Raw genomic sequence first — 4,118 nt, 5'->3', positions numbered from 1 at the left:
GATATTCCCCATCGCCAACAATGGAACTATGAAGTGGGTTTGGGTATTCGTGCCATCGTAGAATCCCAAGAGGTTTTAATTGGTAGCGATCGCTTTTTAGTTCAAGAAGAGATTAGTTTAGAATGTCTAGAGAATAGAGCTTTACCATTGCGTCATAGCTGCAATTTAGAAAACAAATCCATCTGTTCGGAATGGTTATCCTTAATTTATGTTGCTTGTGGTGGAGAATTACAAGGTGTAATTCAATATGCCGATCCCCTACGTCTGGAAAGTCCCGCTTTAATTAAATCTCTCCAAGCTTCAGGTAAAGAAATTCATTTATTAACGGGGGATAATCAGCATAGAGCTAAAATAGTAGCAGAGGAATTAAATATTCCCCTCCATCAAGTCCATGCTCAAGCTTTCCCTGAGCAGAAAGCAGCTGTAGTACGGGACTTGAAATTAGGTGGTAAAACAGTTGCCTTCGTGGGGGATGGGTTGAATGATTCAGTTGCCTTAGCCTATGCAGACGTTTCAGTATCCTTTGCCAATGGCTCCGATATAGCGAGGGAAATAGCTGACGTGGTGCTAATGAACAACGATTTAACTAGCTTGATGGAAGCTCTAAATATTTCCCAGGAAACCAAGAAATTAATCGGGCAAAACACCTTTCTGGTGGTCGTTCCTAATTTAATGGCTTTGGGTTTAGCATCCACGGTGGGATTAAATCCCCTCATTGCTACGGTAGTTCATAATGGTTCCGCGATCGCTGCTGGACTTAATAGTTTACGTCCTTTGGTCAAGCATCAGCTCGAAGAACAAAACGACAGATAAAAATCAATTCATTTTTGGAGAAACTGATAATATGTCACAAATGCAACCTGTAAAAGATTCCATTCTCAATCAAGTTAAAAATACTTACAGAAATCACCCCATGCAAACTCTAGCAGTTGGGATGGGAGTGGCAATTTTAGCTCCTGCAGTATTACCTCTGATGAAACCTTTAGCCAAAGCAGCGATTAAAAGTGGTGTTAGTCTCTATGAAAAGACTAAAGGAGCGATCGCTGAAACTGGAGAAGTAATTGGTGATATTGTTGCCGAAGCTAAGGCCGAAGCAATAGCCGAAGAAGCTAATAAGGTAAGTGTAGCAGCAGGTTTAATGGCTACATCTAATACTGTTAAAGATACTCAAGATAATTAATGAGTTAACTGTTGTTAGTTGACGGTTGACAGTTAAAAGTCTGTCTCCCTTCGGGTTGCGCCACTTGACGGGAGTTGCTTTATGCTGGGGAACTCCTTCGGGCTCGCCAGTTGCCTAGGTCAGGAAACCCTCCTGCAGCAATGTACTCACCGTCCACCGCAGTGGCTTACCGTGTCCCCCTGCTCCCCTGGTTCTTCCCTCTTCATGACTTTTGAACACCACAGAGGGATTGGCTAGCGATCGCCGCTTGCTGCCACATCTGAGTTAGATCGGTTGTTGAAGAGTTAACTGGCAAGGAGGTATTTTCTGGATTGAGAGATAAACTATTCTTAATCGCTGCCTTCAGAAAAGGTCTGCCTAATTTCGTCATCACGGGGACAAGAAGAGAACTAACTGCGATCGCGCTTAATCCTGCTAAGGCAAAAGGATTACTCCCATGACCATCTTCAGCGATTTCTTTCAAATGAAATGAAAGCACGGATTTATCCCAATGAATCAATGACATAATTTTCTTCCTCAAGAGCGATCAAGATTAATACTTAGAGCAGCATCAAAATAAAATGAGGGCTAAGCTATTTTTGTCCATTAAGAAAAAATTAACAGTCACTTTCCTAACTATTTAGGAAATATTAGCTTTAGCTTATGGAGAATAAATTCTATTTAAGCTATAGAGTTATCTTGGTGGTACTTACCTAACCAACTTATATTTTATCCCAAATAAGCTGAATGTGGGGCTATTTGGGCAAACATCAATTAGTTCAAATATTTTTTAGATTTATTAAAACTAATTATCAATTAGACTATTATATATAGTTCGAGCTTAATCAAAAATAATATGGCAATTGCTTCTGATGCTAGTCCTGTTGACTCAAAAAAGCGCAGAAAATGGTTTTATTGGTGTCGTCCGACATTTTCCCCAGAACAAGGCGTGCTATTAGTACTGTTCGGTTCTTTTTTGACTGGTGCTGCCTTAGCGCAACAGTGGAATCAATCAACCAACTTAGCTTTAGCCTGTGCTTTCTGTGTTTTACAACTAGAACATCCTTATGTAGTGCAGTTAAAACAGAGAAAAAACTGGAAACCGCGATTTCTCATCTGGGGAGGAATATATGGTGCGATCGCTTTAACTATGGCTATATTTCTCTGGTTGCAGTCTCCAGTATTGTTGTGGATTTATTCTCTAGCACTAATTGGTTTTATTGTTGACAGCGTAGCAGTAATTCAAAAAAAACATAAATCAATTGCTAACGAGATCTGTATCTTTGCTACCATTTGCCTATCAGCTCCTTTAGCTTTTGGCGCAACTACGGGAAGCATTTCTATTGAAGCAATGGCATTGTGGATTTTAAACACATTATTTTTTAGCAGTGCTATTTATACGATTAAGTTACGGAAGAAAAGAACTAGGCTATTAAAACCAGGGATAATTTATCATGGTCTGGCAGCTTTGATTGTGATTGGATTATATGCTTTAAATTGCTTTTCGTTAATTACAGCTTTGTCCTTTGGGGTAGCCATAATCAAGTTTGGAGTTATTATTTGCGTACAAAAATGGTATCGTCAAGCCAAATTTCAGTTTATCGCTATTTTCGAAACTCGATTTGCTTTGATATATGTAGCGATCGCCTGTATTAGCCTTCTTCCAGCTCATTTGCCTCCTAGCTAGAGCTAGTAAGAGAATATCCTTAAGGTGTGAAAACAACGATAAAATTATTACTGGGGTTAGGTTGAGCGGGGTTGAGGCTTAGGGAAAAATAAGTTTTAATTACCCTTTGAGTGCTAGATTACATCTGAGGTTATTCACAGATTGCAATATAAAAAGATGTGATTTCCCCATCACCTAATACCCAAACCCCAAATTCTCTCCATTTCAAGCTTCTTGTCACCCTCTGAGGAGAATATCTGAAAAGTAAATAGTTTGAGGTACTAAAGACTGTTTTTTAGTACCTAAATTATTAGGCTATAAATTCCATTATTTCTTAGCCTAATACAATTCGTCCTCCATTTCTGTGGCAATCGTGCAGTCGGAAACAGGATAAGCCACACACAGAAGGACATATCCTTCACTTATTTGATCATCATCCAAAAAAGATTGATCTGATTGATCTACTTTTCCATCTATTACTTTACCCGCACAAGCAGAACAAGCACCTGCACGGCAAGAAAAAGGTAAATCTAATCCATGTTCCTCTGCAGCATCTAAAATGTACTCATCACTGGGTACTTCAATAGTTTGATTGAGATTGTTGGCTTCATTGACAAAGGTAACTTTAAAACTTTCCATAAGACTTATTCAAAAATATTCTCAATAAGTATTGATGCATAGATTTGGCGATTGAGAACAGAATTTAATCTTTACTTAAGTTAACAAAAGATCTATTGTTTATCTTGTTTTAATGATTATAGTGTTCTCCAAGTCCATAATCATAGATTCTACAGCCGACAATTGGTTCAAAATCTCGGCAATTAACCGCATTTTTAGTCAAAACTTGACAAGGATTAACCGCACACCTTAATTCATGGTGATTTGTGAAATAAACGCAACGAGGACAAGGAGTAGAATGCCATTGTCGATGTTTAGTTAGTTGATCTCTAATCTTAATAGTTGCTAATATCAAAAACCACAATAGGAAAAAAATCAATGTTAATGGGCAAAGAGCAACTCCTAAGGTCACAATAATTGAAGAGACAGAAAAAAACTGATCATTTTTCGCTATTAGTTAACAACCGATTCAACACAGTATCTACAGCAAATAAACCACTACCGTTGACTACAAATAAGAAATAAATTAAAGCATAGAGAGAGGCAGTTTCTAAAGGTCTAATTTCTAAGCCATTGACTTTAAGATGAAAATAGATAGCTACCAACATAGTCGCAAATAGGGCGATCGCGCTGAAACGAGTTAAAAAGCCTAAAGCTAGTAAAATCGAACCAATT

At 38.2% G+C, this 4,118-nt stretch carries 6 protein-coding genes; 3 read left to right on the top strand and 3 right to left on the bottom strand.

All coding sequences use genetic code 11. The features are described from left to right. Together CALSC_RS24835 and CALSC_RS24830 are read left to right on the top strand one after the other, a co-directional pair. The coding region (locus CALSC_RS24835) for an HAD-IC family P-type ATPase (protein WP_143288380.1) at nt 1-813 on the top strand (813 nt) is incomplete at its 5' end. A 31-nt stretch (nt 814-844) separates the two neighbouring features. Then, nucleotides 845-1,180, top strand: coding sequence for a DUF5132 domain-containing protein (locus CALSC_RS24830; protein WP_088243877.1), 336 nt, complete (start codon nt 845-847; stop codon nt 1,178-1,180). A gap of 202 nt (nt 1,181-1,382) precedes the next feature. Here the strand turns inward: CALSC_RS24830 and CALSC_RS27160 are convergent, their stop codons facing one another. After that, complete coding sequence (locus tag CALSC_RS27160; RefSeq protein ID WP_200817746.1) at nt 1,383-1,685, bottom strand: hypothetical protein; 303 nt, start codon at nt 1,683-1,685, stop codon at nt 1,383-1,385. Nucleotides 1,686-2,015: 330 nt separating this feature from the next. Between CALSC_RS27160 and CALSC_RS24820 the strand changes: the two genes are divergently transcribed. Continuing rightward, nucleotides 2,016-2,846 carry a YwiC-like family protein gene (locus tag CALSC_RS24820; protein WP_088243876.1) on the top strand — a complete coding sequence of 277 codons (831 nt, stop codon included), beginning with the start codon at nt 2,016-2,018 and terminating at the stop codon, nt 2,844-2,846. A gap of 318 nt (nt 2,847-3,164) precedes the next feature. Here CALSC_RS24820 and CALSC_RS24815 read toward each other — a convergent pair whose 3' ends face one another. After that, nucleotides 3,165-3,464 carry a 2Fe-2S iron-sulfur cluster-binding protein gene (locus CALSC_RS24815; RefSeq protein ID WP_088243875.1) on the bottom strand — a complete coding sequence of 100 codons (300 nt, stop codon included), beginning with the start codon at nt 3,462-3,464 and terminating at the stop codon, nt 3,165-3,167. 419 nt (nt 3,465-3,883) lie between these two features. Then, on the bottom strand, nt 3,884-4,118 hold a 235-nt coding region (locus CALSC_RS24810), incomplete at its 5' end, for a DoxX family protein (RefSeq protein WP_143288379.1).

This window comes from Calothrix rhizosoleniae SC01 (assembly GCF_900185595.1).
GTDB classification, from domain to species: domain Bacteria; phylum Cyanobacteriota; class Cyanobacteriia; order Cyanobacteriales; family Nostocaceae; genus Calothrix_A; species Calothrix_A rhizosoleniae.
The sequence above is the reverse complement of the archived record's forward strand: the minus strand, read 5'-3'. Positions and strand labels throughout refer to the sequence as shown.